19 protein-coding genes are annotated in these 20,779 nt (G+C 58.8%); 7 read left to right on the plus strand and 12 right to left on the minus strand.

What is annotated here, in order from left to right:
- Positions 1-5: 5 nt before the first annotated feature.
- Positions 6-1,052, minus strand: coding sequence for an AraC family transcriptional regulator (locus ACK4FF_RS01055; protein WP_409703643.1), 1,047 nt, complete (start codon positions 1,050-1,052; stop codon positions 6-8).
- A 115-nt stretch (positions 1,053-1,167) separates the two neighbouring features.
- Here ACK4FF_RS01055 and ACK4FF_RS01060 point away from each other — a divergent pair, with 115 nt between their 5' ends.
- The 5 genes from ACK4FF_RS01060 (at position 1,168) to ACK4FF_RS01080 (ending at position 6,904) form a co-directional block, all read left to right on the plus strand.
- Positions 1,168-2,079: an alpha/beta hydrolase gene (locus tag ACK4FF_RS01060; protein ID WP_409703646.1), complete on the plus strand. Its 912-nt coding sequence runs from the start codon at positions 1,168-1,170 to the stop codon at positions 2,077-2,079.
- A gap of 39 nt (positions 2,080-2,118) precedes the next feature.
- Positions 2,119-2,961: an SDR family NAD(P)-dependent oxidoreductase gene (locus ACK4FF_RS01065; protein ID WP_409703649.1), complete on the plus strand. Its 843-nt coding sequence runs from the start codon at positions 2,119-2,121 to the stop codon at positions 2,959-2,961.
- A 29-nt stretch (positions 2,962-2,990) separates the two neighbouring features.
- Positions 2,991-3,965 carry an NAD-dependent epimerase/dehydratase family protein gene (locus tag ACK4FF_RS01070; RefSeq protein WP_409703652.1) on the plus strand — a complete coding sequence of 325 codons (975 nt, stop codon included), beginning with the start codon at positions 2,991-2,993 and terminating at the stop codon, positions 3,963-3,965.
- Between the two features lie 455 nt (positions 3,966-4,420).
- Complete coding sequence (locus ACK4FF_RS01075; protein WP_409703655.1) at positions 4,421-6,241, plus strand: hypothetical protein; 1,821 nt, start codon at positions 4,421-4,423, stop codon at positions 6,239-6,241.
- A gap of 441 nt (positions 6,242-6,682) precedes the next feature.
- The gene (locus ACK4FF_RS01080) at positions 6,683-6,904 is read left to right on the plus strand and encodes a TIGR02450 family Trp-rich protein (RefSeq protein WP_409703658.1); all 222 of its coding nucleotides are present in this window, start codon (positions 6,683-6,685) and stop codon (positions 6,902-6,904) included.
- A gap of 30 nt (positions 6,905-6,934) precedes the next feature.
- Here the strand turns inward: ACK4FF_RS01080 and lipA are convergent, their stop codons facing one another.
- Both lipA and lipB read right to left on the minus strand, forming a co-directional pair.
- Positions 6,935-7,915, minus strand: a complete 981-nt coding sequence (gene lipA / locus ACK4FF_RS01085) for a lipoyl synthase (RefSeq protein ID WP_409703661.1) — start codon at positions 7,913-7,915, stop codon at positions 6,935-6,937.
- Position 7,916: 1 nt separating this feature from the next.
- Positions 7,917-8,603, minus strand: a complete 687-nt coding sequence (gene lipB, locus ACK4FF_RS01090) for a lipoyl(octanoyl) transferase LipB (RefSeq protein WP_409704819.1) — start codon at positions 8,601-8,603, stop codon at positions 7,917-7,919.
- Between the two features lie 96 nt (positions 8,604-8,699).
- Here lipB and ACK4FF_RS01095 point away from each other — a divergent pair, with 96 nt between their 5' ends.
- Both ACK4FF_RS01095 and ACK4FF_RS01100 read left to right on the plus strand, forming a co-directional pair.
- A complete protein-coding gene (locus tag ACK4FF_RS01095; protein ID WP_409703664.1) occupies positions 8,700-9,365 on the plus strand; it encodes a GNAT family N-acetyltransferase in 666 nt (221 codons plus the stop codon).
- A gap of 19 nt (positions 9,366-9,384) precedes the next feature.
- A complete protein-coding gene (locus tag ACK4FF_RS01100; protein ID WP_409704821.1) occupies positions 9,385-10,038 on the plus strand; it encodes a cupin domain-containing protein in 654 nt (217 codons plus the stop codon).
- Between the two features lie 3 nt (positions 10,039-10,041).
- Here ACK4FF_RS01100 and icmF read toward each other — a convergent pair whose 3' ends face one another.
- The 9 genes from icmF to gshA form a co-directional block, all read right to left on the minus strand.
- Entirely contained in the window at positions 10,042-13,356 is a 3,315-nt protein-coding gene (gene icmF / locus ACK4FF_RS01105) for a fused isobutyryl-CoA mutase/GTPase IcmF (protein WP_409703667.1), read from the minus strand.
- A complete protein-coding gene (locus ACK4FF_RS01110) occupies positions 13,316-13,666 on the minus strand; it encodes a sodium/substrate symporter small subunit (protein ID WP_409703670.1) in 351 nt (116 codons plus the stop codon). Before ACK4FF_RS01110 ends, icmF begins: the two co-directional genes overlap by 41 nt.
- A 12-nt stretch (positions 13,667-13,678) precedes the next feature.
- On the minus strand, positions 13,679-14,314 hold the full coding sequence (gene metW / locus ACK4FF_RS01115) for a methionine biosynthesis protein MetW (protein WP_409703673.1): 636 nt from the start codon (positions 14,312-14,314) through the stop codon (positions 13,679-13,681).
- Positions 14,311-15,456 carry a homoserine O-acetyltransferase gene (locus ACK4FF_RS01120; protein ID WP_409703676.1) on the minus strand — a complete coding sequence of 382 codons (1,146 nt, stop codon included), beginning with the start codon at positions 15,454-15,456 and terminating at the stop codon, positions 14,311-14,313. The genes metW and ACK4FF_RS01120 overlap by 4 nt, the downstream gene beginning before the upstream one ends.
- An 81-nt stretch (positions 15,457-15,537) precedes the next feature.
- On the minus strand, positions 15,538-17,286 hold the full coding sequence (gene ptsP / locus ACK4FF_RS01125) for a phosphoenolpyruvate--protein phosphotransferase (RefSeq protein ID WP_409703679.1): 1,749 nt from the start codon (positions 17,284-17,286) through the stop codon (positions 15,538-15,540).
- A 67-nt stretch (positions 17,287-17,353) separates the two neighbouring features.
- Positions 17,354-17,623 (minus strand): HPr family phosphocarrier protein, encoded by a 270-nt coding sequence (locus tag ACK4FF_RS01130; protein WP_409703682.1) that lies wholly within the window; start codon positions 17,621-17,623, stop codon positions 17,354-17,356.
- Positions 17,592-18,056: a PTS sugar transporter subunit IIA gene (locus ACK4FF_RS01135; protein WP_409703685.1), complete on the minus strand. Its 465-nt coding sequence runs from the start codon at positions 18,054-18,056 to the stop codon at positions 17,592-17,594. Before ACK4FF_RS01135 ends, ACK4FF_RS01130 begins: the two co-directional genes overlap by 32 nt.
- Positions 18,050-19,018: a glutathione synthase gene (gene gshB, locus ACK4FF_RS01140; protein ID WP_409703688.1), complete on the minus strand. Its 969-nt coding sequence runs from the start codon at positions 19,016-19,018 to the stop codon at positions 18,050-18,052. Before gshB ends, ACK4FF_RS01135 begins: the two co-directional genes overlap by 7 nt.
- Positions 19,015-20,304, minus strand: coding sequence for a glutamate--cysteine ligase (gshA, locus tag ACK4FF_RS01145; protein WP_409703691.1), 1,290 nt, complete (start codon positions 20,302-20,304; stop codon positions 19,015-19,017). The genes gshB and gshA overlap by 4 nt, the downstream gene beginning before the upstream one ends.
- Between the last annotated feature and the right edge of the window lie 475 nt (positions 20,305-20,779).

Here is a 20,779-nt window from a genome sequence, read left to right on the forward strand (position 1 = left end):
GCCCCTTAATCGCCGATACCCGGTTTGGCCCCGATGACGGCAGGCGATTGAATCTGCTGCTTCCACTGGACGGGGCTTTTGCCGGTCCACTTTGTAAAAGCACGGGTGAAGGCACTGTGTTCTGAATAGCCAAGCAATAACGCGATTTCAACCACCTGAAGGCGAGGGTCCCGAAGATACGAGGTGGCCAACTGGTGCCTGACCACACCCAACTCGTCTCTGAAACAAGTGCCAACATGCTGCAAGCGCTTTTGCAGGGTTCGCGATGACAGCCCCAGTTGAACACTGACTCGCTCTATATCGGGCTCACCTTGATGAAGTACATCTGCAATGGCTCTGCGCACTTGCTCAACGGTTTCGTCTTGTTGAGGCAAGTCAGACAGCAAACGGTCAGCGTGTTGTTCCAGAACCTTAATCAAGATGGGGTCCGGGCTTTTCAAGGGCAAAGCAAGAACCTCATGAGACAACTGAATCATCGGTTCGCGTTGACCGAAACGAACCTCGCAACCAAAATAGGTTTCATAGGGGGTGATGTCCGCCGGTGCAGGATGCATAAACTGCACCTGAAGGGGTCGAAAACTTCCACGCACAAGGCTGCGACAGAACTGAATCAGCACGGCAAAACCTGTTTCGTCCACCAAACGGCCGGGCTGGAATCCGCGATTGTCCCAAGTCAGATCGACACCCTCTTCATGAACGTGTTTGATCATCGGGATGACATCGAAGATGAGGCGTTGGTAACGATCAAATTTGTGCAGTGCCGCAGCAAAATTGTCACAGGCCAACAGCACGGCCCCCAAGATCCCCAAGTGGCGCACTGTGATCGAGGCCCCCAAATGCAAAGCAATCAAGGGGTCGTCAAGCCGCTTTTCTGCAAGGGCCAGCATGTTGGCCCAATGTTCAATACTGATGCCGCCAGAACCGTCTGCTGCAACTTGAGGCCACGGCTCGCCCAGCAATTTCTCGGGATCAAAGCCCTTTGACTCCACATAGTCGTGAAGCAATTGCGCGTAGGTTACCGGTACGACTCGTCGGTGCAGTGGGATTGTCATTGTTTTTATGCTCCCCGTCGGGCGGGCGGAAAATGTCAAGTGGCCCAGCACAAATGGTCAAGCCAGCCAATTCGACAAGCCATAGTATGCCGAAATTACAAAAACGGAGAAACCCATGACGACTTGGTCCAACTCGCCCCTAGAGCCGATTGAAGTTCGCTTTCCTTCCGAAGGGCAGATGTGCGCAGCCTCCCTGTATCGTCCCTTGGGTGTAGGGCCATTTCCTGTCATCGTGATGGCCCACGGGCTTGGCGGAACCCGACGTATGCGACTGCCTGCCTACGCTGAACGTTTTGTGACCGCGGGGTACGCCTGCCTGATTTTTGACTATCGCCATTTTGGTGAAAGCGATGGCGAGCCCCGTCAACTGCTGGACATCGGCAAACAGTTGCTTGATTGGCAAGCGGCCATTGAATATGCCCGTGGCCTGGAAGACATCAATCCAGACCAGGTTGTGATTTGGGGTACATCGTTTGGCGGCGGCCATGTCATCGCGACTGCGGCGAAAGACGGAAGATTGGCTGCAGCCATCGCTCAGTGCCCCTTCACCGACGGTTTTGCTTCGGCACTCACCGTCGACCCCATCACCTCGCTGAAGTTAACTGCGATTGCCTTGGTGGATCGAATCGGCAGCTGGTTTGGCGCAGCACCCAAATTGGTCTCTACTGCCGGGCGCCCCGGTGAAGTTGCCCTGATGAACGCCCCAGACGCATTCGACGGCTACCTGGCCTTGGCCGCAGACGGTGAACCTGTCAAAAACCAGGTTGCCGCACGGTTTGGACTGGACATTATTCGGCACTTCCCCGGTCGAATGGCCAGCAAGATCACATGCCCGATTCTGTTCTGCGTTTGCGAAACCGATTCTGTGGCGCCGGCCAAAGCGACGCTGCGCCACGCGGCCCGCGCGCCCCATGGAGAAATCAAACTTTACCCAGATGGGCACTTTGACATTTATCGCGGCGACGCATTCGAGCGCGTCGTGAACGACCAACTCGACTTTCTCTCTCGCACTTTGCCACGCCGTTGATCGTCGAACACACCTTCTACCCATTATTCAGGAGTCGTCATGCCTCGCTATTCGCTAAACGGTCGTACCGTTCTGATTACCGGTTCAACGGGAGGCCTGGGCGCTGCTGTAGCAACAGAACTTCGAGCCAGGGGTGCAAACCTCGCATTGCTCGACCTCAATGGCGAACAGGTTATGGCCCAGGCAGCCACACTCGGATCGGAGTCCGTGGCCTACGGGTGGGCTGTTGACGTTCGCAAACTGGAAAGTGTTCAAGCCGCAGTAGATGCAGCCGCATCGCATTTTGGTGGCATTGATGTGGTGATTGCGAACGCTGGCATCACCTCCATGGCCCCACTGGAAAGCCACGACCCCGCGCTGTTTGAGCGGGTCATCGACATCAACCTGAACGGCGTTTGGCGTACGTTTCGGGCTGCGTTGCCCTACATCAAGCAATCAAAAGGCTATTTGCTGGGCGTCTCATCCATGGGGGCGTTTGTTCACTCGCCGTTGCAAGGCCCGTACGTGGCCAGCAAAGCCGGTGTGTGGGCATTGTGCGACGCCACCCGGCTTGAGGTGCGCCACTACGGGGTTGAGGTTGGAAGCCTGCACCCGACGTTTTTCAAAACGCCGATGATGGACGAAGTGCATGCCGACCCCGCAGGACATACCTTGTGGGGTGGAAACAAGAAAGGTCTGTGGAAAATGATTCCATTGGAAACCGTTGTGGAATCGGTGGTCTCTGGCATTGAGCGTCGCGCAAAAATCATCGTACCCACTGTTCAGAACTCCCTCGTGGCGCGAGTTCCGGGGCTGCTCAGGCCGATTGTTGAGCGTATTGGTTTTGTGGGCAACACCATTCCAGATGCCATTGCCAAAGCCGCAAAACCCCCAGTCATTTAAAAACACAAGTCAGTTCAAGGGATACGAACATGATCTACAAAAAAGCCTTAATCACCGGTGCGAATGGCTTTATCGGACGGACGATCGCGCGTCGACTTCAGGCAGAAGGAATTGAGGTGGTTGGTGTCGACAGCCACACTGGTGGGCAACCGGGAATGATTGCTGGCGATATTGCTACGCCCGGTACCTGGCAGGACGCCTTTTCAGGATGTGATCTGGTGATTCACACGGCCGCTGTTGTGTCCAATGCGGTAGATGCCGAGACAACGTGGCGCGTGAATGTTTTAGGTACCCGACACGTGGTTGACGCGGCAATCAAGGCTGGCGTTACACGCCTGATTCACCTTTCATCGGTGAGGGCGTTTTCTGATGTGAACTTCCCGGATGGTGTGGATGAACAATGGCCTGTTCGCACCGATGGAAACGCCTATGTTGATACAAAAATTGCCAGTGAACATGTCGCCTTACAAGCCCATGCTGCGGGTGAACTTGCCGTCACCATCATTCGCCCTGGCGATGTTTACGGCCCAGGGTCACGACCATGGGTCGTGCTCCCCATAGAAGCCATGAAGTCGGGTTCCTTCGCCCTACCCGCCGACGGTAAAGGCATATTTTCACCCGTTTACGTCGATGACCTCATTGACGGACTCTTGCTGGCGGCAAGGCACCCCAAGGCTGCTGGGCAAATTTTTACCCTGTCTGGGCCTGAAACCTGCACCACCAGCGAATACTTTGGTTACCTGCATCGAATGCTGGGTCGCTCTGGCTCGCCCAAAACCGTACCCACAAGCCTTGCACTGGGCGCTGCCGCTGTTGTTGCATTCGTGGCTCGACTGCGTGGCGTTGACACTGAAATCAATCCAACCACGATTCGTTACCTGGCGCGAACCGGCGGCTACTCATCAAAAAAAGCTGAACAACTGATTAATTATCGACCATCGGTGAGCCTGGAACAGGGCATGCACCGCACCGGTGTGTGGCTGCGCAGTGAAGGCTTGCTCTAAGGAAGACATGAACAAGCGAAGGTGGGTTAACGGTAAACCAACCAGGTGTTGGCCTCGTACAGGGTGATCAGCTTAACTTGCAATCTGCAGGATCAGGCCTCAACATGGATGGTGTGTAGAGCCCTGTTGGGGGTTTAGATGATGAGTCAGTTCAATGTGGGTCAGATGTGTCCAATCGGTGTATCAACTATCAGAATCGTCAAACGTTGATCAAGAATAATTGAACACTGACGGACAAACCCCAGCAAACATACAAGGGCAGAAAACTGAGACACACTCATCGAACCCAGTGATGAGCCACAACAGCACAAAAAGTAACCCCCCTGGTGCGCATCGTTGAGAGGCGTGGGGGGTGTTGTTACATTCAACTATACGCAAACTTATCGGCGATTCTTCCCGACGGCGATCAACTAGACGACTTCGCTATATGGCTTCGTCGAGATCATCCTGGTGGCTTGATCAAACATGACTGGCGTCCAACACGGTTGCGGTTTGGCGAGGTAATTTGGGCATCCCCCAATGCACGCCTGAATTTGCGTGTCGGCGAAGAGCGCCCTTGGGTTGAGCGCTTTCTTACTGGAGTGGCGCCGCCAACATGGGTGGCGCCCAAGCGGCGCCGAACAAGGCTCTTTCCAGACGATCAACGAGAACTTTGCTTAGCAACAGCATGGAGGCTGGTAGACGACGGGCAGACTGTCCTCATCTTCTGCCCGGAACGACGTAGCGTTGAACCGTTTGCGGACGTGATTGTCGACCTGCATGAGCGCGGCGCACTACAGTCGTTACTGGAAGCAGACCCTGCTGTTCTCGCTACTGCAATAGCGCTTGGTGAGGAGTGGCTGGGCCCTGACAGTGCAATCCTCAAGTGCCTGCGTCTCGGGGTGGCACTCCATCACGGGGCTTTGCCAACGGCCTACCGGAAGGAGATCGAAGGCCTGTTGCGTAGCAATATCCTCAAAGTCACTATTTCGTCGCCAACTTTGGCTCAAGGCTTGAACTTATCCGCTACCGCTGTGGTCATGCACTCCCTCCACCGTGCTGGAACTAGGATCGACATCTCCGAGTTCAAGAACGTGATCGGCCGGGCCTATGTCGATGTAGAAGGCCTCGTGCTCTTCCCCATGTTCGACGAGATTCCGAGAAAACGAAGTAACTGGGAGGCGCTCATTGATGATCTCGGTGCTCGTAATATGGAGAGTGGGCTGGTGCAACTCGTTGCGGTACTGCTGTCCCGTATGAGAGGCCAAGTCGGCGCTGACCTAGATCAGCTCATCGACTATGTCGCAAACAACGCAGCGGCGTGGACTTTCCCCGAAGTCGCGAATGAGAGCACCGAAGATCGTGCACGTGCCCTTGCAGATTGGCAGCAGCATGTTGCGACGCTCGACACGGCCGTCCTGAGTCTCATTGGCGAAAACGAGATTCCAGATGATGAGGTTGCGACGGCGCTGGACGATATCCTCCAATCCTCCCTGTGGCATCGACGTCTTCTGAGACAGAACGAGCAGGTTCAACAGGTTCTAAAAGCCGGCTTGATTTCTCGCAGCCGATATATCTGGAGCCAATCGACTGCTGCGCGCCGCCGTGGATACTTCTTGGCAGGTGTGGGGTTGGGAACCGGGCAGGCGCTAGATGCCATTGCAGAGGAAGCAAACCCTCTACTAATTCAGGCCAACGGGAGCATTCTTAATGGCGATGCTGAGGCCGCGATAGCCGCAATTACTGCGATTGCGGAACGCGTCTTCGTCATCTATCCATTCACACCAGATCCTATGCCGGAAAATTGGCGCGACATTCTCCGCGCTTGGCTTCTCGGTGAGCCTCTTTTTTCCATCGCCGCCGGCCAGGAATCGGAGACTCTGCAGTTCATTGAGGGGGGGCTTGTCTATCGCCTTCCTTGGGCGATGGAGGCAATCCGGGTGCGCGGAGTTGCCAATGGCGACACCATTGACGGACTCCTTACTCTTGATGACTATGAGCTTGGCCTTGCGGTGGCTGCTGTTGAGACCGGAACATTGAATAGGTCTGCAGCGATCCTCATTCAGGCGGGGTTCAACTCTAGGCTTGGCGCTATAAAGGCTGTCACTGACAGTGGAGCGACTTTTCAAACAGCCCAAGCACTTCGCCATTGGCTCGATTCGGGTGAGCTTGTGGCATGGACCGTACAACCTGATTGGCCGACACCAGAGACCAGGGCGATGTGGATCGAGTTTGCGCAAAGCTTCACACCGCGCGTGAACCGCGTCTGGGCAGACCGCCGGTACTGGGCGGGGTGACGTGGCTCGGAGTACCGCCACCACCAGGAACCCCAGTTCAACTCCATTATTGGGCAGGTCAGCCACGCGTGCTTGCTGCGGACGGTGCGCCGCTGGGGACCATGCAAGCTGTACTTGTGCCCGGGAGGGCCGGTCTGTTACGTGCCCAAGTGTCTCAAGACGTAGGTCGGATAGACATAGTGTATTTGGGGCCTGATGATCTCGTTGGCGGCTAGTGGGTATCAATACTGGAAGAGTCTGCTTTTTGTAACAGACCGGTCATTTGCGTTTAGTGGGCCATCGTCCACTTTGGCCGAAACACCGTCATTTAACACCCAACCTGAATTTCTGGACAGGCGGCCCAAAAATTAGCAAGCCAAACCAGAGCAGTAAGGTCGATGTTAAGCTCCACCAAAAACGCCCGTAATGCAACTTAAGGCTTAGGCCTGAGCCTCTTAAAACATGCGCCGCTTGAACCCCAAAAAACTTCTGTTGAGTAAATGGACAGCTGTCACCCCTTTGCGCAAGGAGAAGCATTTCATTGTGAGTAGCGCAGTTCGGCCGGACGATGACAAGCTACCCGTAGAACGGTTCGTGCTTGAAGCCGTACACTCGGGTAACTCTCAGATCATCCACTGGCGTGAACTGCTGAACGAAGAGCAGTGGATTCAGGGCTGGAAGTGAATCAAGAAGCTGCTGAAGTGTTTTGCAGCCTCACACCAACCCATGCGCCTGTTGGTCAGCGTGGTAGCTTGACCGCACCATGGCACCCACCGCAGCGTGTTCAAAGCCCATTTCATAGGCTTTTTGTTCGAACACTTTGAATTGGTCGGGGTGCACGTAGCGGCGCACCGGCAGGTGGTGGCCTGAAGGGGCCAGGTATTGGCCGATGGTGAGCATGTCGACGTTGTGGTCCCGCAGGTCTTGCATCACCTGAAGAATTTCGTCGTCGGTTTCGCCCAGGCCCAGCATCAGGCCGCTTTTGGTCGGCGTTTCGGGGTGCAGGGCTTTGAAGTCTTTCAGCAGTTTCAGGCTGTGGTGGTAGTCCGACCCTGGGCGTGCTTCCTTGTACAGGCGGGGCACGGTTTCCAGGTTGTGGTTCATCACGTCGGGCGGGGCGGCGTTCAGGATGCCCAAGGCGCGGTCCAGCCGGCCACGGAAGTCGGGCACGAGGATTTCAATTTTCGTGTCGGGCGACAGGGCGCGGGTTTTTTCAATGCAGGCCACAAAGTGGGCTGCGCCACCGTCGCGCAGGTCGTCGCGGTCCACGCTGGTAATCACTACGTAGTTCAAACGCAGGGCGGCAATGGTTTTGGCGAGGTTTTCGGGTTCGTCCACGTCCAGCGGGTCGGGCCGGCCATGGCCTACGTCGCAGAATGGGCAGCGGCGGGTGCATTTGTCACCCATGATCATGAAGGTGGCGGTGCCTTTGCCAAAGCATTCACCGATGTTGGGGCAACTGGCCTCTTCGCACACGGTGTGCAGCTTGTGCTCGCGCAGAATCTGTTTGATTTCGTAGAAGCGGGTGCTGGGCGAGCCTGCTTTGACGCGGATCCAGTCCGGCTTTTTCAGTTGCTCAACCGGCACAATTTTGATGGGGATGCGCGCGGTTTTGGCGGCGGCTTTCTGTTTGACAGAAGGGTCGGTGACCTGGTCGGCGGACCGCACTACATCGGGATTTTCGGGCTTGCTCACATCACACTCCGGCTGGGCTGGTGGTGGGCGTTGTGCCCGGAGTACCCATGATCACCGCCTGTTGCTGGCGTGCCAAGGCCTCACTACAATTTTTCACCAGAAGAATTTGCATTTCATCCAACGAAATTTTAACACCGATTGAGCGCAAGTCGATGGTTTCCAGCCCTGCATACCCGCACGGGTTGATTTGCAGGAAGGGGGCCATGTCCATGTCCACATTCAGGGCAAGCCCATGGTAGGTGCAGCCTTTGCGCACTTTGATGCCCAGCGCGGCTATTTTGGCCAGCGCTCCGCCTTTGGGCAGGTACACGCCGGGGGCGTTGGGTTTGCGCTGCGCACCGGGCACACCGGCCTGGGCCAGGCTGAGGATGATGGCGTCTTCCAGCAAGGCCACGTATTCACGCACTTTCAGCCCCAGCCGGGGCAGGTTGACCAAGGGGTAAATCACAATTTGGCCGGGGCCGTGGTAGGTGATTTGCCCACCCCGGTCCACTTGTACCAGCGGTATGTTGCTGCGCTGCAACAAATGGGCAGGGTCACCTGCCAAGCCAAGGGTAAACACCGGCGAGTGCTGGCACACCCACAATTCGTCGGCAGTGGCGTCGGTGCGGGCTTCGGTGAAGGCCTGCATGGCGCGGAAGGTGGGTTCGTACTCCACCAAGCCCAGTGGGCGGACTTGAAGGAACATTCCACTGGGGTGTGTCCCGGCTTGCGGAGCTGGAAAGTCTTGGGGGATCATGGGTGCATTGTGTTCCAAGGCCCTGTACGGGGTCAGGTGTAGTGTATGTCATCCGAAGCCATTGAATGGTTCGATGTGCCCAGTGTGTTGGGCCGCCGGGCTGCCGCCTTGCTGGGTTTGTCCAGAGTACCCATTGTGGAGCTGGATGAAAGCCACCGCCCTTTGATTTTGGCACATCTGCTGGCGCTGGGTCAGGAAGACCGCCGTTTGCGCTTCAGCTACGCGCTGGGCGACGGGGCCATTGCGAAGTACGTCACGAAGATTGATTTTTCTCAGGACTCGCTGTTCGGCATTTTCGGAAAAGACAACGTGTTGCTGGGTGTGGTGCACATCAGCATTTTCCCCAGGAAGGAAGGCTCAACCGCGCCCAAGGCGGCGGAGTTGGGTTTGTCGCTGAATGCGGACATGCGCGGCCACGGCCTGGGCACGCTGCTGTTCAAGCGGGCTTTGCAGCGCGTGCGCAATGAAGGGGTGGAACGCCTGTTTATTTTCACGCTGGTGGACAACGACGCCATGCTGGCAATTGCCCGCAAGCTGGACATGCGGGTGCACAATGCCGACGGGCAAACCGAGGCGCACTTGGACATACGCCCGGGCAACACCGGCACGGCCATTCGCGAATTTGTGGATGAGCAGTTGGCCGAGGTGGACCACCTGTTTAAAGCCAGCTTGAACCAGTTCAAGCGCTGGGCTGAAGACATTGTCAGTTAAACCCATTCAAACCAAACCCATGCAGTTGCACGCTGATTTAAGCAAACGCGCGGTGGTGGATACCACCGCTTTGGAATGGGTGACTTCGCCCACACCCGGCATTGACCGCCGCATGATTGAACGCGACGGCGGCGAGGTGGCCCGCGCCACGTCGGTGGTGCGCTATGCACCCAACAGCCAGTTTCCCCGCCATGAACACGGTGGCGGTGAGGAAATTCTGGTGTTGGAAGGCGTGTTTGAAGATGAGCATGGCAGTTACCCGGCGGGCTCGTACTTGAAGAACCCGGTGGGCACTGCGCACGCGCCAGGGTCGGCCCCCGGCTGTGTGATTTTCGTGAAGCTGCGCCACCTCAGCCCGCACGACCAGCAACAAGTAACCCTACGCCCCGAGGACTACACTTGGCGGCCCGGCTTGGTGCCAGGCCTGAGTGTGATGCCGCTGGACAGTTTTGAAACACGCCACACGGCCTTGGTGCGCTGGGCACCGGGCACGCGCTTCACCGCGCACCAGCATTGGGGCGGTGAAGAAATTTTTGTGCTGGAAGGCGTGTTTGAAGACGAGCACGGGGCCTACCCCGCAGGCACCTGGCTGCGCAGCCCGCACCGCAGCCTGCACACGCCATTCTCAACCCAGGGTTGCCTGATTTTTGTGAAAACCGGGCACCTGGGCTAAGCCTTACATGGAACGGCGGTACTGCCCGCCCACTTCGAACAATGCGCGGGTGATTTGCCCCAGCGAGCACACGCGCACCGCGTCCATCAACACCTCGAACACATTGTCGCCAGCCATGGCGGCCTGTTGCAGGCGCTTGAGCATGGCCCCGCTTTCGCTGGCGTGGCGGGTGTGGAAGTCGGCCAGCCGCTGCAACTGGCTTTGCTTTTCTTCTTCGGTGGCGCGGGCCAGTTCAAGCGAGTTGAGGGCTTCGTCGTCCGCGCCGGGGTTCAGGAAGGTGTTGACACCGATGATGGGCAAGGTGCCGTCATGCTTCTGAATTTCATAGTGCATGGATTCTTCTTGAATCTTGCTGCGCTGGTAGCCGGTTTCCATGGAACCCAGCACGCCGCCGCGTTCGCTGATGCGTTCCAGTTCTGAGAGCACAGCCTCCTCAACCAGTTCGGTGAGTTCATCAATGATGAACGCGCCTTGATTGGGGTTTTCGTTTTTGGCCAGGCCCCATTCCTTGTTGATGATGAGCTGAATGGCCATGGCGCGGCGCACGCTTTCTTCGGTGGGCGTGGTGACGGCTTCGTCGTACGCATTGGTGTGCAGGCTGTTGCAATGGTCGTAAATCGCGATCAACGCTTGCAGGGTGGTGCGAATGTCGTTGAAGGAAATTTCCTGCGCATGCAGGCTTCGGCCACTGGTTTGAATGTGGTACTTCAGCTTCTGGCTGCGGTCGCTGGCGTTGTAGCGGTTGCGCATGGCCACGGCCCAAATGCGGCGCGCCACACGGCCCAGCACGGTGTATTCCGTGTCCATGCCGTTGGAGAAGAAGAAGCTGAGGTTAGGTGCGAAGTCATCAATGTGCATGCCACGCGCCAGATAGGCTTCCACAAAGGTGAAGCCATTGGACAGGGTGAAGGCCAATTGGGAAATTGGGTTGGCCCCCGCTTCGGCAATGTGGTAGCCACTGATGGAGACGCTGTAGAAATTGCGCACCTGCTTGTCGATGAAGTACTGCTGAATGTCGCCCATGACACGCAGGCTGAACTCGGTGCTGAAAATGCAGGTGTTCTGGCCTTGGTCTTCTTTCAGAATGTCGGCCTGCACGGTGCCGCGCACGGCTTTCAAAGTGGCCGCCTTGATTTGCGCATGTTCTTCAGCAGTGGGCGCACGGCGGTGTTCGGCCGTGAACTTGTCCACTTGCTGGTCGATGGCGGTGTTCAGGAACATGGCCAGAATGCTGGGCGCGGGGCCGTTGATGGTCATGGACACGCTGGTGCTGGGGGCGCACAGGTCAAAGCCGCTGTACAGCACTTTCATGTCATCCAGCGTGGCCACGCTGACGCCGCTGGTGCCCACTTTGCCGTAAATGTCGGGGCGCAGGTCGGGGTCGAAGCCGTACAGGGTGACGGAGTCGAATGCGGTGGACAGGCGTTTGGCCTCGCTGCTGGCCGACAACAATTTGAACCGGCGGTTGGTGCGGGCGGGGTCGCCTTCACCGGCAAACATGCGGGTTGGGTCTTCGCCTTCGCGTTTCACCGGAAACACGCCAGCGGTGTACGGGAAGTAGCCGGGCAGGTTTTCCAGCATGACAAAACGCAGCAAGTCGGCTTTGCTGGTGAAGCGCGGCAGGGCCACGCGGTTGATTTTCAGGCCGCACAGGGTGGTTACGGTCAGTGGCGCGGTGAGGGTTTTGTCGCGCACGGTGTAGGTGAGCACATCGCCTTCGTAGCCACGCGCAATGCGTTCGTACTCGGCCATGGACTGGCGGGCCTCGGCACTCAGTTGCGCACCGGGTGCGTCCAGAATGTCGCCCAAGGCGTCAGCCGCTTTGGTTTTTTCAGGTTTGGCCTGAATCAACAGGCGCTGGGCTTCTTGCAGGCATTCCCGTTGGTACATGGCCTGCACGTCGCGGGCCACCTGTTTTTTGTAGCCACGCACGGTGTCCACAATTTCAGCGAGGTAGCGCGTGCGCTCGGCTGGCACCACGGCCTTCAACAGCGTGGAATGGCGGGTGGTGAATTGGGCGAACAAACCCGCTTGGGGTTTGGCCAGTGGCAGGGCTTCGCGCAGGGCGCGGTACAGGCTGCTGACACCGTCGTCGTTGAACCGGCTGGCCAGTGTGCCGTAAACGGGCATGGCGTCGGGCATGGTGGTGAAGGCCATGCGGTTGCGCTGCACTTGTTTGGCCACGTCGCGAAGCGCGTCCAGCGCGCCTTTGCGGTCGAATTTGTTGACGGCCACGAAGTCGGCGTAGTCCAGCATGTCGATTTTTTCAAGCTGGCTGGCTGCGCCGTATTCGGGCGTCATCACGTACAGGCTGAAGTCCACATGCGGCACGATGGCTGCATCGCCCTGGCCAATGCCGGGGGTTTCCACCATCACCAGGTCGAAGCCGGTGACTTTGCACAGGGCAATGATGTCGGGCAGGGTGGCAGGCACTTCCTGTGCGGAATCGCGCGTGGCCAGTGAGCGCATGAACACACGCGCTTGGGCAGGCACACCGGGCTGGGTTTGCCAAGGGCCGATGGCATTCATGCGGATGCGGTCGCCCAGCAAGGCACCGCCGGTTTTGCGGCGGGAAGGGTCCACACACACCACGGCAATGTTCAGTTGGTCGCCATGGTCCATGCGCAGGCGGCGAATGAGTTCATCCGTCAGGCTGGACTTGCCCGCACCGCCCGTGCCGGTGATGCCCAGTACAGGGGTTTTTGAGGCTTGTGCCAAAGTGCGGAGTGCTTGAAGGCTGTCGCCACCCCAGGCTCCGCGTTCCAGCGCGGTGATGGCTTGCGTGAGCTTGGCCCAATCAGCTTGCAAGGGTTCCAGCCCGGCCGGGTTGACGCTGGGCACCAGTGGGGTGCGGCGGGCGCGGTGTTCGGCGGCACGGGCAATCATGTCGCCGATCATGCCTTCCAGGCCCATGCGTTGCCCGTCTTGCGGGCTGTAAATGCGGTTGACGCCGTAGTCTTGCAGGGCCTGAATTTCTGAGGGCAGAATCACCCCGCCACCACCGCCAAACACTTGGATGTGCCCAGCGCCACGGCGGCGCAGTTCGTCCACGGTGTACATGAAGAATTCGTTGTGGCCACCCTGGTAGGAGCTGACGGCCAGGCCATCGGCGTCTTCATCAATGGCCGCGTCCACCAATTCCTGCACCGACCGGTTGTGGCCCAGGTGGACCACTTCAGCGCCCTGGCTTTGCAGCAGGCGGCGAATCATGTTGATGGCGGCGTCATGCCCGTCGAACAGGCTGGAGCCTGTGACAAAGCGCAATGGGGGTGTGGTGCTAGTGGCGGTCTGCGCGACCTCGCCCTGGCTGTATTTCATCCTTGTCTCCTGCATTTGCTTGGGCATCGCGACTGTTGACCGTCGCGTTCATGTTCATCGAGGCATCAAGCCTGTCCATGAGAACAGCATAACAAATGACCAGAAGCAGGAAACTCAGCAAAAGCCCGCCCGAGATGATCCAATAGGACAAAGGAATCCCGAAAAGCTGTTGGGTGGACCCGAAAGCGAAGGTGACGGAGCCGAGGATGAGGGTGATCCACACGCCCAGAATGCCCAGTGTGATGCGCTTGACGCGGGTCCAGTACCGGAACTGGCGGGCGGTGAGCAGCTTGTCCGGGGTGCTTGTCATGGGCGCGGGGGCTTAGGCCCGTTGGGGCTGGAAGCGGTACACGGCCAGGGTGCTGCGCAAGGCACCCAGAAAGTCCACGGCATGACCATCGACAAACAGGCGCTTGCCGGTGAGGGTCAGGCCGATGCTGAGGACGAGTTCTTCGAAGTCGCGCACCGTGCACAGGTGGATGTTGGGCGTGTTGTACCACTGGTAGGGCATTTGTTTGGACACGGGCATGCGGCCCAAGGCGATGGCCAGTATGTGGTACCAGTGGCCAAAGTTGGGGAAAGACACGATGCCTTCGCGGCCCACGCGGGCAATTTCCCGAAGAATACGCTCGGTGTTGTGCATGGCTTGCAGCGTTTGCGAGAGGATGACCACATCAAACGCGGCGTCGTTGAACATGGCCAGCCCGGCTTCCAGGTCTTGCTGAATGACATTGACGCCATTGGCCACGCATTGCTGAATTTTGCTGTCGTCAATTTCCACGCCATAGCCGGTGACGCCTTTGTTGCGCATCAGGCGGGCCAGGAAGGCCCCGTCGCCGCAGCCCAAGTCCAGCACACGGGCGCCTTGGGGCACCCAGGACTCGATGAGGTCAAGGTCAACACGGGGCACGGTGATGGGCAGGGCTTGGGACGAGCCACGGGTGATGGACCAGCTCATGCCACCTCCTTGGCGATGCGTTCGAAGTAGCGGCGCACCACGTTGTGGTAACGCTCGTCTGTCAGCAGGAAGGCGTCGTGCCCATGAGGCGCGTCAATTTCGGCGTAGGTGACGTCGCGGTGGTTGGCCAGCAGCGCCTCCACAATTTCGCGGGTGCGGTCGGGTGCAAACCGCCAATCGGTGGTGAAGCTGACCAGCAGGAAGCGCGCCTTGGCCGCTTGCAGGGCTTGGGCCAAGTCGCCGCCGGTGTGGCGGGCGGGGTCGAAATAGTCCAGCGCCTTGGTGATCAGCAGGTAGGTGTTGGCATCGAAGTAATCGGCAAACTTGTCGCCCTGGTAACGCAGGTACGACTCCACCTGAAAATCCACATCCAGCCCGTAGTTATAGTCGTCATTGCGCAGGTTGCGGCCAAACTTCTCGGTCATGTCGTCGCCCGAGAGGTAGGTGATGTGGCCGATCATGCGGGCCAGCCTCAAACCACGCTTGGGCACCACGCCGTGGGCGTAGTAGTGCCCGCCGTGGAAATCAGGGTCGGACACGATGGCCTGACGGGCCACTTCATTGAACGCGATGTTTTGGGCGCTGAGCTTGGGGGTGGACGCAATCACCATGCAGTGGCGCAGGCGGTCAGGGTAGCTCAGGCTCCATTGCAGGGCCTGCATGCCGCCCAAGCTGCCCCCCATGACGGCGGCAAATTGCTGAATGCCCAAGCGGTCGGCCAGCCGGGCTTGGGCATTGACCCAGTCCTGCACCGTCACAAAAGGGAAGTCGGCGCCGTAAGGCTGCCCAGTGGCCGGGTTGGGGGAACTGGGGCCGGTGGACCCAAAGCAGGACCCGAGGTTGTTCACGCCGATGACAAAGAAGCGGTTGGTGTCCAGCGGTTTGCCGGGGCCGATCATGTTGTCCCACCAGCCGGAGCTTTTGTCTTCGCCCTCGTACAGGCCCGCCACGTGGTGAGAGGCGTTCAGGGCATGGCAGATGAGCACCGCATTGCTGCGGTCGGCGTTCAAGGTGCCGTAGGTTTCCACCATCAGGGTGTAGGGCGCAAGCGAACGGCCACACTCGAGCACCAAGGGCTCGGTGAATTCAAAGGCTTGGGGTTCGACAAAACCCACGGACTGAGGATCGGACACGGTGTTCACGGCGTATTGGTTTTGGGCAAAACTTGCCTGTAAGCCCCTGAGTATAAATCGCAAAGGGCCAGACCGGGCTGTGAAGCGTGCTCAGTCCTCGTTCAGTTGATCCATGAGGGCCTGGATTTTGTCGACTTCAAAGCCCCGGGTGATGCGTTTGACCAGTTTTTGGGTGACTTCGAAGTCGGTTTTCATCAGCAGTTCTTTCACGTCCAGCAACTGGGAGGGGTGCATGGAGTATTGCGTCAGGCCCATGCCCAGCAACAGGCGCGTCAAACGGATGTCGCCTGCCATTTCGCCGCACACGCTGACTTCAACCCCGCCCTTGTGGGCGCTGCTGATGATTTCATGCACCAAGCGAAGCACGGCGGGGTGCAGCGGGTCGTAGAGGTGGGCGACTTGGTGGTCCACCCGGTCAACGGCCAGGGTGTATTGAATCAAGTCGTTGGTGCCGATGGAAACGTAATCCAGATACTTCAGGAAATGCGGCAGGCTGAGGGCTGCGGCGGGCACCTCGATCATGCCGCCGATGGACACTTCCTGAGTGGCCTGAATGCGCCGCTCCAGCAGTTGCTCGCGGGCCAGGTCGATGTAGGCCATGGCCTGCCGGGTTTCGCGCAGGTTGGTGAGCATGGGCAGCAGAATTTTCACTGGCCCGTACTTGGCCGCACGCAGCACCGCGCGGATTTGAGTCAGGAAGATTGCAGGTTCGGCCAAACTGAACCGGATGGACCGCAGACCCAGCGCCGAAGTGCTGGAGGCAGGCGGGCCGCCGCTGCCACCGTCCACCTGCAGGGTTTTGTCGGCGCCCAAGTCGAGCGTGCGAACCACCACAGGTTTGCCCTTCATGGCCTTGATCACCTTGCGGTAGGCCTCGAACTGCTCGTCCTCGGAGGGCCAGTCTTTCCGGTTCATGAACAGGAATTCCGAGCGGAACAGGCCCACACCGTCGGCGTTGGATTCAACCACGCGCTCTACGTCGTCCGGCAATTCAATGTTGGCCATCAACTGAATGCGGCGGCCACACTGGGTTTTGGCTTCGGTGTTGATGAGGCGTTTGAGCCGCTGGCGCGACAAGGCCAAAATGGCCTGTTTGCGCTGGTATTCATCAATGACGGAGGGGGTTGGGTCGAGAAACACCGCACCAACCTTGCCATCGACCACCACCAAGTCGCCGTTGTGCACAAATTCCAGCGCGCGGGGCACACCCACCACGGCGGGAATGCCCAAGCTGCGGGCCACGATGGCCGTGTGGCTGGTGGCACCGCCCATTTCAGTGACGAACGCGCCCACGCGGCGGCCCTTGAGCTGCACCATGTCGGCGGGTGAAATGTCGTGGGCAACGATCAACCAAGGGTCTTCATTGTCGTCTTCGGGCGGCAGCGGCAAAGCCGTGGCGTGGCCGCGCAGGGCTTTGAGCACGCGCTCCACCACTTGGCGCACGTCGGCATTGCGTTCGCGGAAGTAATCGTCTTCGATGGCGGCAAACTGTTCCAGCAGCACTTCCATCTGCTCGACCAAAGCCCATTCGGCGTTGATCATCTTGCTGGCAATCAACTCTTTGGGCGCTTCGCACAGAATCGGGTCCTGAAGAATCAGGCTGTGCAGGTTGAGCAAGGCGTCGAACTCGGCCGGGGAGTCTTGCGTCAACTGGCCGCGAATGTCGGTGAGTTCTTCGGTGACGCGTTTGACGGCCAGATCAAACCGCTTTTTCTCAAAACGGACTGATTTTTTGTCGATGCGGTTGCGCGGAATGTCGCGCATGGCCGTGTCCCATACCAGGGCTCGGCTTACCGCGATGCCGCGCGACACAGCAATGCCATGCAAGGCCAGGGTCATGTCTGCTCCGAAGTGTTTCCTGGGCGCTTGGGCGCCTCTGTGTGTTCTGGGTTACTGGGTCGAAGGCTTACTCGCCTTCTCCGAATTTGTCGTTGATCAAGTCCACCAAAGCATCGATGGCCTGTTGCTCGTCTTGTCCATCGGCTTCAAGGCGAACGTCCTGGCCTTTGCCGGCAGCCAGCATCATGACACCCATGATGCTTTTGGCGTTGACCCGCCGACCGGCTTTGGAGATCCACACTTCGCTCTGGAACTTGCTGGCTGTCTGCGTCAGTTTGACGGAGGCACGCGCATGAAGACCCAGTTTATTGCTGATGGTGATGTCTTGCTGAATCATGATTCGGTGCAGGGTTGTTGGTTTGTCGTTGTGGGGTGGTGGGGCCGGTGCTGACAATGCCATTGCGCCCGCCACTGACCAGTTTTTCGCCCACTTCTGAAAGGGGCACATTGCGGTAGCTGAGCGCGCGCACCAGCATGGGCACGCTGCAACCAGCCACCAGCACGGTGGGCACGTTCAGGCCCTCAGCCGCGGCGCGCTGTGCTGCGTTGGACGGGGTGGCCCCAAACAGGTCGGTGAGAAACACCACGCCTTCGCCGGTGTTCACATCTTTGGCAGCTTCCTGAATGCGCAGCACGGTGTGCTCGACCACAGCGTCGGCCGCTACATCAATGGCCACCACGCCCTCGGGCACTTCACCCAGAATGTGTCGAATGACTTCCAGCGTGGCCTGCCCCAAGGGGGCATGCCCTACCAGCACCAAGCCTAACATGCGGACTCTCCAAGCACAGCAGCCTCAATGGCTGACACGAACTGCCCTGCTACATCATAGCCAGTCTGGTCCATGATTTCGCGGAAACACGTCGGGCTGGTGACATTGACTTCGGTGAGATTGCTGCCGATCACGTCCAGCCCCACCAGCATCAGCCCACGCGCTTTCAGCACTGGGCCTAGAGTTCGGGCAATGGCCAGGTCGGTTTCAGACAAGGGTTGCGCACGGCCTGTGCCCCCGGCAGCCAGGTTACCCCGATGCTCGCCCGCCTTGGGCAAACGGGCCAGGCAATAGGGCACGGGTTCGCCGTTGATGAGCAGCACCCGTTTGTCGCCATCGACGATTTCGGGAATGTAGCGCTGGATCATGGCGGTTTTCTGACCATGCTGCGTCAAGGTTTCAAGAATGACGCCGGTGTTGGGGTCACCCTTGGTCATCCGGAAAATTGAGGAGCCGCCCATACCATCCAAGGGCTTGGCAATAGCGTCAGGCCAAGTGTCCAAAAACGCACGCAGTTGGTCGGCGTTGCGGGACACCAGCGTGGGCACCACGAACTGCGGAAACTGGGCGATGCTGAATTTCTCGTTGTGGTCACGAATCGCCGAGGGTTTGTTGAACACGCGAGCGCCTTCGCGCTCGGCTTGCTCCAACAGCCAGGTTGAGGTGACGAATTCGGCATCGAAGGGTGGGTCTTTGCGCATGATGACTGCGCCCAGGCTGTTGAGGGCCTGTGTGTCTTCGGACAGCACGGTGTACCAAGGCTTTTGGCTGCGGTCGATCTGTATCCACACCACTTTGGCGGACACCGGTTGCCCTTGCGCCCACCACAGCCCGCCGTCCTCAATCACGCCGATGCGGATGCCCTTGGCCTGCGCGGCTTCCAGCATGGCGATGGACGAGTCCTTTTTCGGGTTCAGGCTGTGCAGGGGGTCGATGACACAGACAAAACTGGACAGGCTCATGATGTGAGCCCCACGCCAGCAGTCGATTCAATTTCCTGTGCGGCGGCCAAAGCAGCCAAGCGGCCAATGACGCCATAAGCATAGAAGCGGTTGACTGCGGCGTCGGGTTGATCGCTGCAATCGGGCGTGTTGCAAGGCGACTGGAAGGCCAGGGGCACAAAGTGCATGCCGGGCGCGTTCAGGTTTTCATCGCGGCCACGGCCAGTGTGCACACGGTAGAAGCCACCGACCACGTACTTGTCGATCATGTACACCACGGGTTCGGCCACGGCGTCGTCGATGCTTTCAAAGGTGTGAACACCCTCTTGGATAATCACGTCCGACACTTCAAGGCCTTCTTTAACCACCGACATTTTGTTGCGCTGTTTGCGGTTGAGGGCAACCACCTCGGCAGCGTCCTTCACGGTCATGATGCCCATGCCGTAGGTGCCTGCATCGGCTTTGACCACCACATAAGGCTGCTCGGTGATGCCATATTCGGCGTACTTCACCCGTGTTTTGGCCAGCACTTCATTGACGGCATCGGCCAGCGATTCCTCGCCCACACGCTCATGAAAGTTCAATTGGCCGCGCTGCGCGAAATAGGGGTTGATCAACCAGGGGTCGATGCCCAGTTCTTCAGCAAAAGCCTCGACAACACTGTCGTAGGCAGCGAAGTGCGTGCTTTTGCGGCGGGTGGCCCAGCCTGCATGCAGCGGCGGCACCACGATTTGGCCGTTCAAACCTTGCAGCGCTGGGGGCACACCGGCAGACAGGTCGTTGTTCAACAACACAGCGCACGGCTCAAGGCCAGCCACCCCCACGCGGTTGCCTTTGCGAACCAGGGGTTCGATCAACAGGCTTTGACCATCGGGCAGCTCGAACCGGGTGGGTTCGGTGATTTCCTCGGACACAGAGCCCAAGCGAATGTCCAGCCCGGTCTGCTTGAGAATGGCCACCAAGCGGGCCACGTTGCTGAGGTAAAAGGTGTTGCGGGTGTGGCGCTCGGGCACCAGCACCATGCTTCGGGCTTCGGGGCAGATGCGCTCAATGGCGCTCATGGCCGCCTGAATGGCCAGCGGCAACATTTCGGGGGCCAGGTTGTTGAAGCCGCCGGGGAAGAGGTTGGTGTCCACCGGGGCCAGCTTGAAGCCGGCGTTGCGCACATCGACCGAGCTGTAGAACGGGGGAACGTTGTCGTTCCAGGCCATGCGGAACCAGCGTTCGATGGCGGTTGTGTTGTCGAGGAATCGCTTTTCCAAGTCCAGCAGGGGGCCTGTCAAGGCGGTGACCAAATGGGGAACCATGTGGTGAGTTCCAGGTTATGCACAGGCTGTCAGTGTAATGCGCTTTGCGGGGCTTGGGCGTTGTGCAGTGCAAACCGGCGTGGGGGCGGGAAAACGCCCAGCGTTCAGCTTTACCCCAACCGATACCCGGGCCTGTACTGTAAACAGCGCCCCGAAGGCCAAGGTGTCCACGCGCGGACTCGCCTCCCAGACAACTCGCCCTTGCAGGGCTCAGACAAGTCTGGTCGTTCGCTCGCCCGCCCTGCGTGGCCAACCAGCCGGGGCGCTTGAATGTTCACTGTACAGACCCGGGCATCGATTGGCGCTGGAGTGCTTGAATTCTGGGCGACGCACGGTGCTCCTCCCCTGCAGCGACATTCAGGGCCATTGGCCCAAGCGGACCGAGCAGGCGCGATCAGAGGGCGGCCCCGACCGTGTGTTTTAGAGGGGCGACCTCCGCGATCGAGAGGTCACGCGCGGGATTAACCAATGGACC

This window comes from Limnobacter sp., from assembly GCF_046297615.1.
Taxonomy (GTDB): domain Bacteria; phylum Pseudomonadota; class Gammaproteobacteria; order Burkholderiales; family Burkholderiaceae_B; genus Limnobacter.